This is a genomic window from Collimonas sp. OK412, assembly GCF_900112135.1.
In the GTDB taxonomy this organism is placed as follows: Bacteria; Pseudomonadota; Gammaproteobacteria; order Burkholderiales; family Burkholderiaceae_D; genus Collimonas; species Collimonas rhizosphaerae.
In genome coordinates this window covers 13534-29351 of the sequence record NZ_FOLC01000035.1, presented here as the reverse complement: position 1 = coordinate 29351, position 15818 = coordinate 13534, and the positions used below count along the sequence as shown (strand labels likewise).

14 protein-coding genes are annotated in these 15818 nt (G+C 60.4%); 11 read left to right on the top strand and 3 right to left on the bottom strand.

All coding sequences use genetic code 11. The features are described 5' to 3' along the window. The 6 genes from BM062_RS25375 to BM062_RS22975 form a co-directional block, all read left to right on the top strand. The coding region (locus BM062_RS25375; protein WP_217647640.1) for a YadA family autotransporter adhesin at nt 1–2268 on the top strand (2268 nt) is incomplete at its 5' end. A gap of 77 nt (nt 2269–2345) precedes the next feature. Further along, on the top strand, nt 2346–2744 hold the full coding sequence (locus BM062_RS22995; RefSeq protein WP_175501133.1) for an outer membrane protein assembly factor BamE: 399 nt from the start codon (nt 2346–2348) through the stop codon (nt 2742–2744). A gap of 121 nt (nt 2745–2865) precedes the next feature. Then, nucleotides 2866–4680, top strand: a complete 1815-nt coding sequence (locus BM062_RS22990; RefSeq protein WP_092401480.1) for a tetratricopeptide repeat protein — start codon at nt 2866–2868, stop codon at nt 4678–4680. A gap of 145 nt (nt 4681–4825) precedes the next feature. Next, nucleotides 4826–5515, top strand: a complete 690-nt coding sequence (locus BM062_RS22985; protein WP_092401477.1) for a response regulator transcription factor — start codon at nt 4826–4828, stop codon at nt 5513–5515. Nucleotides 5516–5999: 484 nt separating this feature from the next. Beyond that, nucleotides 6000–6365, top strand: coding sequence for a hypothetical protein (locus tag BM062_RS22980; protein WP_092401474.1), 366 nt, complete (start codon nt 6000–6002; stop codon nt 6363–6365). Between the two features lie 16 nt (nt 6366–6381). After that, nucleotides 6382–6639, top strand: coding sequence for a hypothetical protein (locus BM062_RS22975; protein WP_092401471.1), 258 nt, complete (start codon nt 6382–6384; stop codon nt 6637–6639). A 346-nt stretch (nt 6640–6985) separates the two neighbouring features. Here BM062_RS22975 and BM062_RS22970 read toward each other — a convergent pair whose 3' ends face one another. From BM062_RS22970 to BM062_RS22960, 3 genes are all read right to left on the bottom strand, one after another. After that, nucleotides 6986–7288 (bottom strand): hypothetical protein, encoded by a 303-nt coding sequence (locus tag BM062_RS22970; protein WP_139220171.1) that lies wholly within the window; start codon nt 7286–7288, stop codon nt 6986–6988. A 117-nt stretch (nt 7289–7405) separates the two neighbouring features. After that, nucleotides 7406–7933 (bottom strand): glycine zipper 2TM domain-containing protein, encoded by a 528-nt coding sequence (locus BM062_RS22965; RefSeq protein WP_092401466.1) that lies wholly within the window; start codon nt 7931–7933, stop codon nt 7406–7408. A gap of 179 nt (nt 7934–8112) precedes the next feature. Continuing rightward, nucleotides 8113–9021 carry a LysR family transcriptional regulator gene (locus BM062_RS22960; RefSeq protein WP_061541356.1) on the bottom strand — a complete coding sequence of 303 codons (909 nt, stop codon included), beginning with the start codon at nt 9019–9021 and terminating at the stop codon, nt 8113–8115. A gap of 241 nt (nt 9022–9262) precedes the next feature. Between BM062_RS22960 and gcl the strand changes: the two genes are divergently transcribed. From gcl to pyk, 5 genes are all read left to right on the top strand, one after another. Then, nucleotides 9263–11038, top strand: a complete 1776-nt coding sequence (gcl, locus tag BM062_RS22955) for a glyoxylate carboligase (protein WP_092401463.1) — start codon at nt 9263–9265, stop codon at nt 11036–11038. A gap of 19 nt (nt 11039–11057) precedes the next feature. Further along, nucleotides 11058–11846, top strand: a complete 789-nt coding sequence (gene hyi / locus BM062_RS22950; RefSeq protein WP_092401460.1) for a hydroxypyruvate isomerase — start codon at nt 11058–11060, stop codon at nt 11844–11846. A 48-nt stretch (nt 11847–11894) separates the two neighbouring features. Next, a complete protein-coding gene (gene glxR, locus BM062_RS22945) occupies nt 11895–12782 on the top strand; it encodes a 2-hydroxy-3-oxopropionate reductase (RefSeq protein ID WP_092401457.1) in 888 nt (295 codons plus the stop codon). A gap of 166 nt (nt 12783–12948) precedes the next feature. Then, nucleotides 12949–14235, top strand: a complete 1287-nt coding sequence (locus tag BM062_RS22940) for a glycerate kinase type-2 family protein (protein ID WP_092401454.1) — start codon at nt 12949–12951, stop codon at nt 14233–14235. A 111-nt stretch (nt 14236–14346) separates the two neighbouring features. Next, nucleotides 14347–15768: a pyruvate kinase gene (pyk, locus tag BM062_RS22935; protein ID WP_092401451.1), complete on the top strand. Its 1422-nt coding sequence runs from the start codon at nt 14347–14349 to the stop codon at nt 15766–15768. Nucleotides 15769–15818: the final 50 nt, after the last annotated feature.

The window sequence follows — 15818 nt, the reverse complement described above, 5'->3', positions numbered from 1 at the left end:
AGCACGACCAATAGCAATGTCGACTCCTTGTCGACCTCAACGTCAACCGGTCTCAGCACAACCACCAGCAGTGTGGCATCGCTGTCAACCTCGACATCGACCGGTTTGAGCACGACCAACAGCAATGTCGATTCGTTATCGACCTCGACGTCAACCGGCCTGAGTACAACCAACAGCAGTGTGGCGTCGCTCTCAACGTCTACGTCTACCGGCTTGAGCACGACCAACAGCAACGTGGATTCGCTGTCGACCTCGACGTCAACCGGTCTCAGCACAACCAACAGCAGTGTGGCATCGCTGTCGACCTCGACCTCGACGGGCTTGAGCACGATAAGCAGCAATGTCGATTCACTGTCGACCGGTCTGAGCACGGTAAACAGCAGTGTGGCATCGCTGTCGACCTCGACTTCGACTGGATTGAGTACGACCAACAGCAATGTAGATTCCTTGTCGACCTCGACGTCAACCGGTCTCAGTACAACCAACAGCAGCGTGGCGTCGCTCTCAACGTCTACGTCTACCGGCTTGAGCACAACCAACAGCAACGTGGATTCGCTGTCGACCTCAACGTCAACGGGCCTCAGCACAACCAGCAGCAGCGTGGCGTCGCTGTCAACGTCGACTTCGACTGGCTTGAGCACGACCAACAGCAATGTCGACTCCTTGTCGACCTCGACGTCAACCGGCCTCAGTACAACCACCAGCAGCGTGGCGTCGCTGTCTACATCGGCCTCGACCGGACTGAGCACGACCAACAGCAGCGTGGCGTCGCTGTCAACGTCTACGTCTACCGGCTTGAGCACGACCAACAGCAACGTGGATTCGCTGTCGACCTCGACGTCAACGGGGCTCAGCACAACCAATAGCAGTGTGGCGTCGCTGTCTACATCGACCTCGACCGGCCTGAGCACAACCAACAGCAACGTGGATTCGTTGTCGACCTCGACGTCAACGGGTCTCAGCACGACCAACAGCAGCGTGGCATCGCTGTCGACCTCGACTTCGACTGGATTGAGTACGACCAACAGCAATGTGGATTCCTTGTCGACCTCGACGTCAACGGGGCTCAGCACAACCAATAGCAATGTAGCGTCGCTGTCAACGTCTGCCTCTACCGGTTTGAGCACGACCAATAGCAGCGTGGCGTCGCTGTCAACTTCGACGTCGACCGGCCTGAGCACGACCAACAGCAACGTAACGTCGCTGTCGACCTCCACCTCGACCGGAATTGCTTCGCTGTCAACTTCGACTTCAACCGGCCTGAGTACGACCAACAGCAACGTAACATCGCTGTCGACTTCGACGTCGACCGGAATTGCTTCGCTGTCGACCTCGACTTCGACCGGTCTGAGCACGACCAACAGCAACGTAACATCGCTGTCGACCTCCACCTCGACCGGAATTGCTTCGCTGTCGACCTCGACTTCAACAGGCCTGAGCACGGCCAACAGCAACGTAACATCGTTGTCGACATCGACTTCGACCGGCATCACTTCGCTGTCAACCGGGCTGAGTACTATCAACAGTGGTGTGACAGCGCTGGCGACCTCGGCTTCCACCGCAATTGCGGCTGCCAGGTCGCCGATTGCTTCCAGTGAAGGCAACGTGTTTGCCGGCGCTGTCGGCGGAGCAGGGTCCAATTCGCTGGCGGTAGGCACCAACGCAGTCGCTACCGGCCAGAATTCGACCGCGGCAGGCCAGGGTTCGGTGGCCAATGCTGCCGGCGCAACCGCGCTGGGCGCGGCTGCTACTGCAACTGCGGCTAACGCCACGGCAGTTGGCGCGGGTGCGCAGGCGACGGCAAGCAATTCGGTTGCGGTGGGCGCCAATTCGGTAGCGAACGAAGCCAACACGATGTCGGTAGGTTCCGCCGGCAACGAGCGCCGCGTCACGAATGTCGCTGCGGGGGTCAATCCTACCGACGCGGTCAATGTTTCGCAGATGAATGCAGGAATTGGCAATGCCGTGACGCAATCGAACCAGTACACCGACAGCCGTGTCCAGGGCCTGCAGAATACGGTCGATTCCAATCGGCATGACGCCGACGGCGGCACTGCCGCGGCGATGGCTGTTGCCGGATTGCCGCAGCCAACCTCGCCCGGGAAGAACATGGTGTCGCTGGCGGGCAGTACTTATCAAGGGCAGACCGGACTGGCGCTGGGCATATCGACGGTTTCCGAAAATGGACGCTGGGTCTATAAGGCTGCCGCAACATCGAATAGCCGCGGCAAGACGGGAGCCGTGGTAGGCGCCGGCTTCCAGTGGTAACGATGAAAGCCATGGCTTGCGCCGAATCGGACAAGCCATGGCGTCAAGCAGTTCAACGCGTTTGCAGGAAGAAAAAGATGAAACAACAATCGAACACGCTGCGCGGCATGCGCACAGCTGCATTCGCAGGCGCGCTGTTGACGGCCGCCTGCGCTGCATCGGCGCAAGATGAAGCCGTCAGTTTCCCGGATCCTGCCTCTGCCTATCTGCAGGAAGGCAGTTTCGTATCGCTTGAAAACCTGCGCAATGTCGCTCCCGGCCTGACAAAAAACCAGGTGCGTGAATTGCTGGGATCGCCGCACTTCAGCGAAGGCGTTTTTGGCGTGAAGACCTGGAACTATATTTTCCATTTCCGGCGCGGCGGCGAGATCGTCACGTGTCAATACCAGGTGCAATACGACGACGGCAAGCTGCTTCGCAGCACTTACTGGAATCGGCAGGAATGCGAAGATATTGCAAAAACAGGCACGCCTTGATTCACATTTTCAAAAAACCGGAGTGGCGATCCGGCGGATTCATGAGCACGAAGCGGATTGCCGGCCGGGGTAGGCATTGAACGTTTCCTGCCAGCCTGCGATAAGCCGTTCCCCCGGATTTATGAACGATACCGCTGCCTTTCCTGCCCTTGTTGATGCATTTCTCGAGTGCGGCGATCTGATCGCCGCGGCGCAGGCCATCGCGCAATGGCAGGCAATATCTCCTGGCGATCCGCAAGCGGGTTTGCGCCTGAGCCAGGTATTGCGCTTGCGCGGCCGTCATGACGAAGCGGCCAGCACGCTGGAAGGCGTGCTGGCGAGCGCGCCTGGATTTGCAGGCGCCATGCTCGACCTGGCCCGGCTGAATGGAGAATTGGGCCGTCCTGAAGACGCCCGCATATGGTATGAGCGCGCGCATCTGGCGCAGCCGGAAGCTGCGAGCTGGCGGGAAGAGTGGGTCAATGTCCTGCTTGCGCTGGGACGGATTGAACAGGCCAGGGAAGTCGCGCAGTATCTTTGCGAGCGGGCGCCGGAAATTGGCATGAACTGGTTCTTGCTCGGCCTGGTGCTGCACAACCGGCGCGACTATGCGGCCGCACTTGATGCTTACCGCCATGCCGGCGAACTGGATCCGTCTTTGCCTATGCTGCGTAACAACACAGCGGCGATATGCATGGAGACAGGAAACTACGACGAAGCCAAGCGGCTGCTGGACGATGCAATTCGCGACGCGCCCGACAATGCGCTAGCCTGGACCAACCTGTCCGATGTCTATCTGAGATACCGGCAACTGGATGCGAGCTTGATCGCGGCTGAACGCGCGCGTGCGCTGGCGCCGGATTATCCGGTCGCGATGCAGGCTTATTCGAATGTCCTGAAAGAGCTGCAATGCTGGGACAACGCCCAGGCAATGGCGGAACGCGCCGTCCATTGCGCCCCCGGGAATGCAGGGGTCACCTGGTCGCTGGCCATGATCCAGCTGCTGCGCGGAGACTATCGCCAAGGCTGGATCAATTACGAAGCGCGCTGGGCCGGATCGCAGGAAATGCGCGATCTGAAGCATGGCATCGCCAAGCCGCAATGGCAGGGCCAGGACCTGGCCGGCAAGACGCTCTTCGTCTGGGGCGAACAAGGATTCGGCGATGCCATGCAGTTCGTACGGTTCCTGCCGCAGATCGCCGAGCGCGTAAAGCAAGGCGGGGGCCGGCTGGTTTATTGCTGCTTCGCTGAACTGGTTTCCCTGTTCAGCCGGACGATGGGCATGCATGCGGAGGAGATTGTTCCGCACGATACCCAGTCCTTGCCTCAGTTTGACTATCACCTGCCGCTATGCAGCCTGCCGTTGGCGCTTGGCATTACCCTGGAAGACCTGGGCCGTGACATACCCTACCTGAAGGCTGATGCGGCGCTGGCGGCGCAATGGCGGCAGCGTCTCGGCGGGCACGACAAGCTCAGGGTCGGGCTGGCCTGGAGCGGCAGCCGCACGCATCAGCGCAATCCGCTGCGGGCGATCGACGTCCGGTCCTGCGCGCAAGCATTCGGGGCGATGCCGGAAATCGATTTTTACAATCTCCAGCTGGAAGCGCCGGAAGAAGTCGCGCTGGCCAGGGGCATGGGCCTTGAACTGGTCGACCATAGCGCTGAATTCATCTCGTTCGACGATACCGCGGCAATGATGTGCAATCTTGACCTGGTCGTCACCGTCTGCACTTCGGTGGCGCACCTCGCTGGCAGCCTTGGCGTGCCGGCCTGGGTGCTGCTCGATGTCAATCCCGGCTGGCTGTGGCTGCTGGAAAGGACCGACAGTCCATGGTACCCGGCGACCAGACTGTACCGGCAACAACGCTACGGCGAGTGGGATCCGGTGCTGGCCCAGGTTGCCGGCGACCTGCGTGCGCTGGCGGCGCAGCGAAGTCCGGCGCCAATTCTGGAGTGATGCAACCCGGCGCGAAAACACTTCCGCATGACATTTATCGATCATTGATCGCCGCTGTTTAAACATCATCGTCAAATACTTTGTTTTTTCGTATTTCCAGCGTCTGCCAATCCACCGACAATAGGCGCGGAGATATTAGAACGATATGAAAATAGCAGTCCTTGACGACGATCCCAGCCAGGCCGGTTTAATTTGCGAAATACTCACCGCCTGCGGACACGTTTGCCACGCGTTCAGGAACGGCAAGGAGATCCTGGTCCAGCTGGATAAGGAACGTTACGACATGCTGATCCTGGATTGGCAGGTTCCGGACCTGAGCGGGCTGGAAGTGCTGCGCTGGGTGCGGGACAAGCTTTCCGTGACGCTGCCGGTCCTGTTCGTCACCAGCCGTTCCGGTGAAGACGACATCGTTGAAGCCTTGGACGCCGGCGCCGATGACTACATGGTCAATCCGATCCGTCCCGGCGAATTGACGGCGCGCGTGCAGGCCATGCTGCGGCGCGCGTATCCTGCCCAAGGCACAAGCCGGAATATGGTATTCGGCGATTATGCATTCGAGATGCGTTCCGGCCTCCTGACACTGGCCGGCAAGCCGATCGATGCGACGCAAAAGGAATTCGAGCTGGCGCTATTCTTCTTCAACAATATCGATTGCCTGCTTTCGCGCGCGCAGATTCTGGAAGTAGTCTGGTCGCGCGATATCAATACCCCGTCCCGCACCATCGACACGCACGTTTCACGCATACGCAGCAAGTTGCAGCTGCGGCCGGAAAACGGTTACCGGCTGCATTCGGTCTATGGGGGCGGCTACCGCCTGGAGCGTGTGCCGCGATAGCTGATGGCGCCCAAGACAAGCCGGCGATGCCGGCAGGAAAATAATCGACCGCTCTAAAAAATCCAGATACACGATGATCGTGGCGCTATTGCGGCGATTGTGATTGCACGTGTGCGCCAGGCGTAAGCAAATCGTGAGGTAACAATCGCGATTTCCCTGAAGCCGGACAACCTGGTTGAGGGCGGTAATGCATGGAATGGGACGTGTCGCGTATTTAATAGTTAAACATTGTTATTTCATCGAGCTTCTTGGATTCCACTGTCAACTGCGATCAAGCGCTTTCCGTTTTTGAAAAGCCAGGCCGATGGATAACCGTGGAAAATTTTCGCGGCGTTTGCCAGGGTAACTTTTCGAACGCTCTGCCGCGCTGCCCGGGCCGATGCACGGCGTCTTGGTACGGAACAGACACGAGAGCGGGAGTCTTTATCTGATTCCGCTGGCGCAGCCGAAGATGTTTTTGTTATAGCAGGGAAAACAATTAATAATGAACAGCACCACTGTCCCAGATGTGCGCACCAGCATCAAACTCAACGAGCAGGCAACTTACGATCCGAATCGTCTGCTTGATGCATTGATCGAAAAGCTTGATTTGAAAAATGACGCGGCATTGGCGTACTTGCTCGAAGTCGGGCCGCCGGTCCTCAGCTACATCCGCCATCGCCGTTTCCCGGTAGGTGCAATGCTGCTGATCCGGATGCACGAGGTGAGCGATCTGAGCATCCGCGAGTTGCGTGCCCTGATGGGAGATCACCGTGAGAAATTCTGCCGCAGCAACAAGCAGGCCAGGCCGGAAAAAAATGGGCCCGGGAAATTTCCAATGATCGAAAATATGGAAAGCGGTGAATTGTGATTTTTAGGATTGCGGAATGAATCGATCCCGTTCGCAAAACACGGCAGGAAAGATTGCCGTGTTTTTCAGGAGTTGCGTTCAGGGGACGATTGGGGCTGGCGGCGTGGGTGGCGTCGGTGGCGTTGGACGGCCGCAGTTCTTTGACGGCGCCGGGCGGCAGCTTTTGAAAAAATTGCTGAAACAGTTGCTGAACCAATTGAACAGGCAACAACCGCCGCTTACTTCATCGATTTCTTTCATGGACAACTGCTGGATAGCCATATTCGCTCCTTAAGATTAAGAAAAATGCTGCTTGCGGCGCCTTGGCCGCGTAGCAAACCAAACGCGCAATAACATCGAATTTCAGGCCGTGTCGAGATGCTAAAAAATCAATTGATTATTGCAGCGGCATTATTAACGCCCAACCCTTGAAGTGGCAATCTGAAAATTATAAAAATAACAATTGTTGACAATTTCTTACTTGAAAGATCGAGAGTCGCCCACTGCGGCAAGCGGCGGCGGCGCAGCAATCCTGTGCCCCGCAACGCTCCCGGCAAGCGCCAAAAACCGGAAAGGCCGCATATGCGGCCTTTCCGGTCCCCCTGCTTGCGCGAAACTGCCTTGATCGCGCTTGGTGAGTTCTATCTGCGGCTGGTCATTTCGCGCGCACGTTGCATGTCGCGGTCGAAATTCATGCGGGCTTCCTTGCGGCAATCGCCGGCTGCACGCCCGCGCAGCGCGCGGCAATCGTTGACGGCTTGCGCATAGGCGTTGGTATTTTCCTTTTTCATGGTCTGGAAACGGGCTTGCGGCGTCCGGTCTTCCACCCGCCAGCGCGGCGGGTCTTTGTATTGCACGTTTTCCTCAGCTGCGTTGGCATGCAGCGCAAAGGCGTTGGCGGCGATAAAGAGCGACAGCCACAGCGGTTTAAGTTGCATGTTCATGATGCCTCCTTGTTTTTTTGCATCCGGCAGGCGCCGGATGCCAACCACCAGCCAGGCATGGCCCGGAAAAGCAGAACTGCGGCCGCCGGGCTGCCTCACGCAAATCGCCGCGCGCTATCAGTAACGGGAAATCTGGCCGTTATCGACCCGCACCCGGTCGCCAACCCGCAGGTCGCCCGGATTGCTGACGCTGATGGTTTGATAGCCGTTGTTATTCATGCGTATGCGCACGTTGTAAGAGGTGGAGCCGGGACTGTTGCGTGCTTCAAGCTGGTTGCCGACTACCGCACCGCCGACTACGCCGGCGATAGTCGCCAGGGTATTGCCATTGCCGTGGCCGACCTGGTGGCCGACCACGCCGCCCAGCACGCCGCCCACGACCGCGCCGCCTATGCCTTGGCTAGGAGTGTTGACTACATCGATGGCGTCGACCACGCCCAGGTTGTCCCGGTAGTTTTGCTGGTAGCCCTGGTTTTGCTGATAAGCAGGGTAGGTCTGCGGCGGCGGATTGCTGTAACCCTGGTTGCCGTAGCCCTGGCTGCCGTAACCTTGTCCGCCATAAGGCGCCGCGCAGCCGCCGAGCAGGAGCGTGCCCCCGATGGCTGCTGCCAGCATGGCTTGTTGAGTTGTTTTGCGGATTGTCATAGCTGCCTCATTGTGTTGGTTGGTGTATTCAGTGTAGTACTTCGCAGTAGTTGCATATGTGCGGTTGACTACACTAAAACGATACAGCGATCGGCTCGGTTGACCGGTTCGCGGCAGGCGGGCGAGATTGTTACGAAACTTACATTTCGGCAATCAGTCTTGTTTTCCGGCACGAACTTTCAACCCTTGCTCCAGTAGTCCGGCTGCGCATAAATCGATTTCAGGCGATCGATGAAGAAGCGCACCTTGGCCGGCAGGTGGCGCTGCTGCGGATAGACCGCCATGATGTCGTAGTGCGGCAGCGCAAACTCGTCCAGCACCGTCAGCAGCTCGCCCGAGGCCAGCTGCGATTCAATTTCCCAGGTTGAGCGCCAGCCCAGTCCCAGCCCTTCGCTGACCCAGCGGTGCAGCAGTTCGCCGTCGTTGCAGTCGAGGTTGCCGGCGGTCTTGATGATCACCGGCTTGCCGCCCTGCTGGAAATACCAGCCGCGCTGCTGGCCGCCCTGCAGGTTGAACGACAGGCAGTTGTGGTCAGCGATGTCTTCCAGCGTCTTGGGAATGCCGTTGCGATGAAAGTACTCCGGCGTGCCGCACACCACGCGGCGGTTGCTGGCCAGCTTGACCGCGACGAAATTCGGATCGATGGTGCCGCCGATGCGGATGCTGATGTCGTAGCCTTCGCGCACCAGGTCGACCACGCGGTCGGTCAGGTTGAAGGAGATCTGCACTTCCGGATTGGTGGCGATGAAAGCCGGCGCATGCGGCGCCACATGCTTGCGGCCGAATGCCGCCGGCGCTGACACCACCAGGTGGCCGGTAGCCTTGTGCCGGCCTTCCGAGATGATCTTCTCGGCAATATCCAGTTCGGTCAGCAGCTTGCGGCAATGGTCGAGGAACACCGTGCCTTGCTCGGTCAAGGTCAGGTGGCGGGTAGTGCGGTGCATCAGCTTGGTGCCCAGCCGTTTCTCCAGGGCGTCTATGCGCCGGCCCAGCATCACCGGCGTGATGTTCTGCTCCAGCGCCGCGCTCGCCAGGCTGCCTTTCTCGACCACGCTGACGAAAGCTTCAATCTGCTTGAGTTTGTCCATGTCTCTTCCATATTTCGTTTTTTTTCTAGTATTCCATACTTGGTGTATCGAATAAAGCGATTGTTTGTGTTCTTATCAAACAATATGTTTGGTTATAGCATGTGCTTCATCCACTCGGCAGTCTTCAGTCCATCCCGCGATCCGCAGCGCTTGGCGCGGAGAGCGAAGCAGGGCAAGGACGCGCCGCAGGCAGTGGCAATGACTCATTGGCAATATTCACATATAGCAATCCGGAGGCAACATGGCAAAGATGAAGGCAGTGGACGCAGTAATGCACGTATTGGCGAAAGAGGGCTGTTCGCAAGCCTTTGGCGTGCCAGGCGCGGCGATCAACCCGTTCTACTCGGCGATGAAACGGCATGGCGGCATCCAGCACACGCTGGCGCGCCACGTTGAAGGCGCCTCCCACATGGCAGAGGGCTACACCCGCGCCAATCCAGGCAATATCGGCATCTGCATCGGCACCTCCGGCCCGGCCGGCACCGACATGATCACCGGCCTGTATTCGGCCCAGGCCGATTCGATCCCGATCTTGTGCATTACCGGCCAGGCGCCGCGCGCTCGCCTGTACAAGGAAGATTTCCAGGCGGTCGATATCGAATCGATCGCCAAGCCGGTCACCAAATGGGCGGTCACCGTGCGCGAACCGGCCTTGCTGCCGCGCGTCTTCCAGCAGGCTTTCCACATCATGCGTTCCGGCCGTCCAGGCCCGGTCCTGATCGACATGCCGTTCGACGTGCAAATGGCGGAAATCGAATTCGATCCGGACACCTACGAACCATTGTCGGTGTACAAGCCGAAGGCGTCGCGGGCGCAGATCGAAAAGGCCTTGACCATGCTGAGTGAAGCCGAGCGGCCGTTGCTGACTATCGGCGGCGGCGTGATCAATGCCGATGCGGCGGACCTCGCGGTTGAATTCGCTGAACTGACCGGCGTGCCTGTGATCCCGACCTTGATGGCCTGGGGCGCGATTCCCGACGACCATCCGCAAATGGCGGGCATGGTCGGTTTGCAGACCAGCCACCGCTACGGCAACGCCACCATGCTGGCGTCCGACTTCGTGCTCGGCATCGGCAACCGCTGGGCCAACCGCCATACCGGTTCGATCGAAGTCTTCACCAAGGGCCGCAAGTTCGTCCACGTCGACATCGAACCGACCCAGATCGGCCGCGTGTTCGGTCCGGACTACGGCATCGTCTCGGATGCGAAGGCCGCGCTGACCCTGTTTGTCGAAGTCGCGAAAGAATTGAAAGCAGCGGGCAAGCTGCCTGACCGTTCCGCCTGGCTGGGCGAGTGCCAGGAGCGCAAGCGCACCATGCAGCGCCGCACCCATTTCGACAACGTGCCGGTCAAGCCGCAGCGCGTGTACGAAGAAATGAACCGCGCTTTCGGCCGCGATACCTGCTACGTCAGCACCATCGGCTTGTCGCAGATCGCCGCCGCGCAGTTCCTGCATGTGTATCACGCCCGCCACTGGATCAACTGCGGCCAGGCCGGCCCGCTGGGCTGGACCATCCCGGCTGCGCTGGGTGTCTGCGTGGCGGATCCGAAGCGTGAGGTGGTGGCGATTTCGGGCGACTACGACTTCCAGTTCATGATCGAAGAGCTGGCGGTCGGCGCCCAGTTCAACCTGCCTTACCTGCACGTGGTGGTGAACAATTCCTACCTCGGCCTGATCCGCCAGGCGCAGCGCGGTTTCGAGATGGATTATTGCGTGCAGCTGGCGTTTGAAAACATCAACGCGCCGGAACTCAACGGTTATGGCGTCGACCACATCGCAGTCGTGGAAGGCTTGGGCTGCAAGGCGATCCGCGTCACCGACCCGAACGCCATCCAGGATGCATTTGCCCAGGCCAAGCGCTGGATGAAGGAATTCCGCGTGCCGGTCGTGGTGGAAATCATCCTGGAGCGCGTCACCAACGTTTCCATGGGCACCGAGATCGACAACATCAACGAGTTCGAGGAATTGGCGACGCACCGCAGCCACGCGCCGACTTCCGTGTCCTTGCTGGATTGATTTTTTCAGGAGAAACGACATGACAAAACTAGCCGCCAACCTGACCATGCTGTTCACCGAGCTGCCCTTCATGGAGCGCTTCGATGCGGCAGCCAAGGCTGGGTTCAAGGGTGTGGAATTCCTGTTCCCGTATGCATTCCGGGCCGAACAGATCGCCGACAAGCTGGCCACCAACGGCCTTGAGCTGGTGCTGCACAACCTGCCCGCGGGTAACTGGGAAGCCGGCGAGCGCGGCATCGCCTGCCACCCGGACCGGGTCAGCGAATTCCAGCAAGGCGTCGACGATGCGATCCGCTACGCCAAGGTGCTGGGCAAGTTGAGTGCCAAGCAGTTGAACTGCCTGGTCGGCATCGTGCCGGCCGGCGTCAGCCCCGAACTGGCGCGCGCCACCGTGGTCAGCAATTTGAAATTCGCTGCTGACAAATTGCAGGCTGCAGGCATCCGCTTGCTGATCGAACCGATCAACAGCTTCGACATCCCGGGTTTCTTCCTGACCGGCACCAGGCAGGCGCTGGAGCTGATCAAGGCAACCGGATCCGGCAACCTGTTCGTGCAGTACGACATCTATCACATGCAGCGCATGGAAGGCGAACTGGCCGGCACCATCAAGGCTAACCTGGCGCAGATCAAGCATGTGCAGCTGGCGGACAATCCGGGCCGGTTCGAACCGGGCACCGGCGAAATCAATTATCACTATCTGTTCAAGTTCCTCGACGAGATCGGCTATGACGGCTGGATCGGCTGCGAATACAAGCCGAAGGCAGGAACCGTCGAAGGCTTGGGCTGGCGCGCTGCGCACGGTCTCTAAGCACGGCCTCTGACAGCAGCAGGCATTTTTAAATTACGGAGAAATATCATGGCAAAAATCGGCTTTATCGGACTCGGCATCATGGGCGCGCCAATGGCGGAAAACCTGCAGCGCGGCGGCCACAAACTGTACCTGCACGACCAGAAGAATCCGCCGGCAGCGCTGATCGACGGCGGCGCCACGGTCTGTACTTCGGGCGCTGAAGTCGCCAAGCGCGCCGACGTCATCATCATCATGGTGCCGGACACGCCGCATGTGGAAGCCGTGCTGTTCGCGGAAAAGGGTGTGGCCGAAGGCCTGACCGCCGGCAAGACCGTGATCGACATGAGCTCGATTTCACCGATCGCCACCAAGGGCTTCGCCAAGAAGATCAACGCGCTCGGCTGCGAATACCTGGACGCGCCGGTGTCCGGCGGCGAGGTCGGCGCCAAGGCGGCATCGCTGACCATCATGGTGGGCGGCTCCGAAGGCGCCTTCAACGACGCCAAGCCTTTGTTCGAACTGATGGGCAAGAACATCACCCTGGTGGGCGGCAACGGCGACGGCCAGACTACCAAGGTAGCCAACCAGATCATCGTCGCGCTGAACATCCAGGCGGTGGCGGAAGCCTTGCTGTTCGCTTCCAAGGCAGGCGCCGATCCGGCGCGCGTACGGCAGGCGCTGATGGGCGGTTTCGCTGCATCGCGCATTCTGGAAGTGCATGGCGAGCGCATGGTCAAGCGTACTTTCAATCCAGGCTTCCGCATCGAACTGCACCAGAAGGATTTGAACCTGGCGCTGCAAGGCGCCAAGGCGCTGGGCGTGTCGCTGCCGAACACCGCGGTGGCGCAAGAGCTGATGAATTCCTGCGCAGCCAACGGCTTGAGCGGCCTCGACCACTCGGCGCTGTGCCGCGCGATCGAAATCATGTCCAACCATGAAATCGCCAAGGCATAAGATATCTGCCCGAGGCATGGCGTCTTGAGCAGCACGGCGGGCCGCAGTGCGCCGCACTTCGGCCCGCAATATCTGTTATCGTTTTACAAAAGCCGCACCTAGACGCACCTAGAATAAATACAAGAATTTCCAGAGACACTCGCTTCATAGATCAAGGTACAACAGCATGACTACCGCGGACAGCATCAAACCTCGCCAGCTCCTCCTCGATATGTACCAGGCCGCGGTCGACGCCGTCAGCGCCGCCAGATGCCTGCCGGAATACCTGGCCAGGATTCCGGCACCCAGCGGCAACGGCCGCACCCTGGTGATCGGCGCCGGCAAAGGCGCGGCGGCGATGGCCAAGGCGGTGGAAGACCATTGGCAGGGCGAAATCTCCGGCCTGGTCGTGACGCGGTACGCCCACGGCGCCGACTGCAAGCGGATCGAAGTGGTGGAAGCGTCGCATCCGGTGCCGGACGAAGCCGGCCGCAAGGCGGCAGCGCGCATGCTGGAGCTGGTGCAGGGCTTGACCGCCGACGACCTGGTGCTGTGCCTGATCTCCGGCGGCGGCTCGGCCTTGCTGGCGTTGCCGGCGGCGGGCATTTCGCTGGAACAGAAGCAAGCGATCAACAAGGCCCTGCTGCGGAGCGGCGCCAATATTTTTGAAATGAACTGCGTGCGCAAGCACCTGTCGGCCATCAAGGGCGGCCGGCTGGCGCTGGCTTGCGCCCCGGCGCGGGTAGTGACGCTGATGATTTCCGATATCCCGGGCGACGATCCCGGCATCATCGCCAGCGGTCCGACCCTGGCCGATCCGACCACTTGCGCCGACGCCCTGGCGGTGCTGCGCAAATACAATATCGAAACACCCGAAGCGATCCTCAGGCACCTCGAATCCGGCGCCGGCGAAACCGCCAAGCCCGGCGATCCGCGCCTGGAGCGCAACCAGCACTATGTGATCGCTACCGCGCAAGACGCCCTGGAAGCCGCGGCGGCTACCGTTGTCGCGGCCGGCCTGACGCCGTATATCCTGTCCGATGAAATGGAAGGCGAAGCGCGCGACATCGGCCTGGCGCACGCGGCATTGGCGCGCCAGATCGCACGGCGCGGGCAGCCGTTCAGCAAGCCGTGCGTGGTCATCTCCGGCGGTGAAACCACAGTGACCGTGCGCGGCAAGGGCCGCGGCGGCCGCAATGCTGAATTCCTGCTGAGCCTGGCGACGGCGCTGGACGGGTTCCCGGATATCCACGCGATCGCCTGCGACACCGACGGCATCGACGGCTCCGAAGACAACGCCGGCGCCATCTACCAGCCGGATTCCATGCGCAAGGCGGCGGAGCTGGGACTGCGTCCGCGCGCCATGCTCGACAACAACGACGGCTACGGTTTTTTCAGCGCGCTGGGCGACCTCGTTGTCAGCGGCCCAACCCGCACCAACGTCAATGATTTCCGCGCCATCCTGATCCTCTGATTGCGCCGGACCTGACTTCTCCAATCATGAAAAAACTGCGTCAGCCATGGTTCCCGGCCGGCGCAGGCATTCCTGCCATTCAACCGGTCGATCTTCTACAGAAAGTTCATCATGCGCCGCCAACGTAAAGCAAAAATCGTCGCCACGCTCGGTCCCGCCAGCGCGGACCAGAACACCATCCAGGCTTTGTTCGAGGCCGGCGCCGACGTCTTCCGCTTCAACTTCAGCCACGGCAGCCACGCCGATCACCAGGAACGTTACGACATCGTGCGCGCCGTCGAGAAAACCGTCGGCCGCCCGATCGCCATCCTGGCCGACCTGCAAGGACCGAAGCTGCGCATCGGCACCTTTGCCGACGGCAAGATAGCGCTGCAGGCCGGCCAGGAATTCACGCTCGACCGCGACACCACGCCCGGCAGCTGCCAGCGCGTCTGCCTGCCGCATCCCGAGCTGTTCGAGGTGATTGCCGGCGGCCAGTCCTTGCTGCTGGACGACGGCAAGGTGCGGCTGCAGGTTTTGCAATGCGACGGCCAGTCCATCCGCACCCTGGTGATCAATAGCGGCACCTTGTCGGACCGCAAGGGCGTCAATGTGCCGGATGCGGTTTTGCCGATTCCGGCGCTGACTGAAAAAGACAAGCGCGACCTGAAATTCGCACTGGAACTGGGCGTTGACTGGATTGCGCTGTCTTTTGTGCAGCGGCCGGAAGATGTGCTGGAAGCGCGCGCCCTGATCGGCGACCGCGCCAGCATCCTGTCGAAACTGGAAAAACCGGCGGCGCTGGACCAGCTGGACGCGATTGTCCAAGTGTCCGACGCCATCATGGTGGCGCGCGGCGACCTCGGCGTGGAGCTGCCGCCGGAACGTGTGCCTGGCGTGCAGAAACGCATCCTGCGCGTCTGCCGCCAGCACGGCAAGCCGATCGTGATCGCCACCCAGATGCTGGAATCGATGATCACTTCGCCGGTGCCGACCCGGGCTGAAACCTCCGATGTCGCCAGCGCCATCTACGACGGCGCCGATGCCGTGATGCTGTCGGCCGAATCGGCCAGCGGCGCTTATCCGCTGCCGGCGGTGGCGATGATGGACCGCATCATCACCGAAGTCGAACGCGACCCGCTGTACCAGAACATGCTGGACGCGCAGCACGAATCGCCATTGCCGACCCGCGGTGACGCCATCTGCGCGGCCTTGCGCGATGTTACCCGCATCATCGGCGCCAAAGCCACCGTGACTTATACCAATTCGGGGCACACCAGCTTGCGCGCGGCGCGCGAGCGGCCGATGGCGCCGATCCTGAGCATCACGCCCAAGCTGTCGACCGCGCGCCGGCTGGCGCTGGTGTGGGGCGTGCATTCGACCATCAGCGACCAGGTGCACAACGAGAGCGAAATGGTGACCGCGGCTTGCCAGACCGCAGTCAAGGAAGGTTTCGCCAAGGCCGGCGACCAGATCGCTATCACCGCCGGCATGCCGTTCGGCGAGTCGGGCAGCACCAACCTGCTGCGCCTGGCGGAGATTTGGCCGCAGTAAAGCTGACTGCTTATGAAATGAAAAAGCCATGCCGAAGCATGGCTTTTTTT

Excerpts from the sequence above, each read along its gene's own strand:
- BM062_RS22995 (WP_175501133.1), top strand. The coding sequence starts at position 2,346 with ATGAAACAACAATCGAACACGCTGCGCGGCATGCGCACAGCTGCATTC.
- BM062_RS22990 (WP_092401480.1), top strand. The coding sequence starts at position 2,866 with ATGAACGATACCGCTGCCTTTCCTGCCCTTGTTGATGCATTTCTCGAG.
- BM062_RS22985 (WP_092401477.1), top strand. The coding sequence starts at position 4,826 with ATGAAAATAGCAGTCCTTGACGACGATCCCAGCCAGGCCGGTTTAATT.
- BM062_RS22980 (WP_092401474.1), top strand. The coding sequence starts at position 6,000 with ATGAACAGCACCACTGTCCCAGATGTGCGCACCAGCATCAAACTCAAC.
- BM062_RS22975 (WP_092401471.1), top strand. The coding sequence starts at position 6,382 with ATGAATCGATCCCGTTCGCAAAACACGGCAGGAAAGATTGCCGTGTTT.
- BM062_RS22970 (WP_139220171.1), bottom strand. The coding sequence starts at position 7,288 with ATGAACATGCAACTTAAACCGCTGTGGCTGTCGCTCTTTATCGCCGCC.
- BM062_RS22965 (WP_092401466.1), bottom strand. The coding sequence starts at position 7,933 with ATGACAATCCGCAAAACAACTCAACAAGCCATGCTGGCAGCAGCCATC.
- BM062_RS22960 (WP_061541356.1), bottom strand. The coding sequence starts at position 9,021 with ATGGACAAACTCAAGCAGATTGAAGCTTTCGTCAGCGTGGTCGAGAAA.
- gcl (WP_092401463.1), top strand. The coding sequence starts at position 9,263 with ATGGCAAAGATGAAGGCAGTGGACGCAGTAATGCACGTATTGGCGAAA.
- hyi (WP_092401460.1), top strand. The coding sequence starts at position 11,058 with ATGACAAAACTAGCCGCCAACCTGACCATGCTGTTCACCGAGCTGCCC.
- glxR (WP_092401457.1), top strand. The coding sequence starts at position 11,895 with ATGGCAAAAATCGGCTTTATCGGACTCGGCATCATGGGCGCGCCAATG.
- BM062_RS22940 (WP_092401454.1), top strand. The coding sequence starts at position 12,949 with ATGACTACCGCGGACAGCATCAAACCTCGCCAGCTCCTCCTCGATATG.
- pyk (WP_092401451.1), top strand. The coding sequence starts at position 14,347 with ATGCGCCGCCAACGTAAAGCAAAAATCGTCGCCACGCTCGGTCCCGCC.